Origin of the sequence: Bartonella sp. TS82HLJMH (assembly GCF_042193495.1) — a bacterium.
Lineage (GTDB): Bacteria > Pseudomonadota > Alphaproteobacteria > Rhizobiales > Rhizobiaceae > Bartonella > Bartonella grahamii.
The window spans coordinates 1-1,437 of record NZ_JBHILU010000065.1 but is presented as its reverse complement, the minus strand read 5'-3'; the positions used below and the strand labels follow the sequence as shown (position 1 = coordinate 1,437).

Sequence of the window (1,437 nt, the reverse complement as noted above, 5' to 3'; positions counted from 1 at the left end):
TATCTTGGTTACTTGTGCATCCATTTATTCTTTCCATAATCTTATAAGAACGGCACCATCAGCACCAGCACCACTTGGAGAATAATCAGAGTGAGCACCAGCACCACCACCACCAAAACCACGTCCTGCTTTTCCTGAACTATAGGAACCTTTGCCTAGTCCTCCAGAGCCACCACGTGATGTATCACCCCCAGCATCGCCTCCATTACCGCTTGTTTTACTCGTAATTCCACTCGTTCCAGCATAACCATTTCCGCCTTTGGCAATTCCTAGATGTTCGTCTGTTGCTAAACCAAAGTTTCCACCCGTACCTCCAGCACCGCCATCGCCTGAATAGTAGTAAGTAGTAGTACCAGCAAATCCGTGATCTCTAGAGGAGTAAGCACCCCCACCACCATGTCCTCCTGTAGCGGTAATAAAATTCTTTCCAACAACTGTTGTTCCTCCAGAATTTCCTGTCGCACTGCGTGATGCAACAGAAGCGCCTCCTTTACCAATTGTGATATCTTGATGACCGTTTAAACTCGCTTTATAGCCATACCACACGCTACAACCACCTCCTCCGCCGCCTCCTCCTAATCTTGGTGTATCCGCTCCACCACCACTACCGCCACCGCCCCATGCTTGGATCTCAACTTTAGTTTTATCGGTGACCCAATCGGGCCACTCAATTTTTCCATCTTGCGTATAGAGCAATTCAGCATCAGCAAGGGCAGTCCAATTCGTGATTTTATCGGTCAAATCTTTTTTAAGACTCTTTATCTGTGCCAAGATGGCTGCATCCACTTGTGATTTGGTATAAACAGCTTCGTCATCAACTCTCAAAGGCCCTTTAAGCGAGCTTCCGGTTGTGCTTAGACTGCTAACGACTTTGTTGTTATGGATAAGGTTAAACGACGAATTACCCAACAGTTCTAAACTGCCACTCATAGTGACTTTGCTGGTAAATTTATTATAACTTTGCCATTCATTTGGGCTTGCTAGGCGACCATAGCTTGTGAGATCTTCATTGATCTTGGCTCTAAAATCATCAAGCCCCACAATATCTTCGGTTTTATGTTGATGTGCGCCTAACAGTGAGACAGCACTGCCAAAAGTGAAGTTATTATTGCTTGATTTATAGAGAACATAATTATTTGCGGCATCTTTTGCCCCCTCGATATCGCTTAAATCAGCAAATGAGAAGGTTTTATCGGCTGCCATTTTGCCTTTGAGAGCCGCTTCAAGATCGGCAACATCACTTATTGTATGCGTGTGTTTTAAAGGTGCTTTTCCCTCTACCTTTTCCTCAACTTCCATCATGGCTTGATCAATTTTGGTCAAGTTTTCCCGCAAGATTGGGAATTCAGAACTGATAAAACGACCTTCTTTAGGCAATTCCATGTCGAGTTTTTTGGTTTTGGTCATCTCTGTTCTCCCCTCATAATATGCCGGCGC

At 44.7% G+C, this 1,437-nt stretch carries 1 protein-coding gene; it reads right to left on the bottom strand.

Annotated features, from left to right (window positions below; translation table 11 throughout):
* Positions 1-24: 24 nt before the first annotated feature.
* Positions 25-1,407 (bottom strand): Bgr_08870 family protein, encoded by a 1,383-nt coding sequence (locus ACFIKO_RS09205; protein ID WP_375620536.1) that lies wholly within the window; start codon positions 1,405-1,407, stop codon positions 25-27.
* Positions 1,408-1,437 lie beyond the last annotated feature (30 nt).

Excerpts from the sequence above, each read along its gene's own strand:
- ACFIKO_RS09205 (WP_375620536.1), bottom strand. The coding sequence starts at position 1,407 with ATGACCAAAACCAAAAAACTCGACATGGAATTGCCTAAAGAAGGTCGT.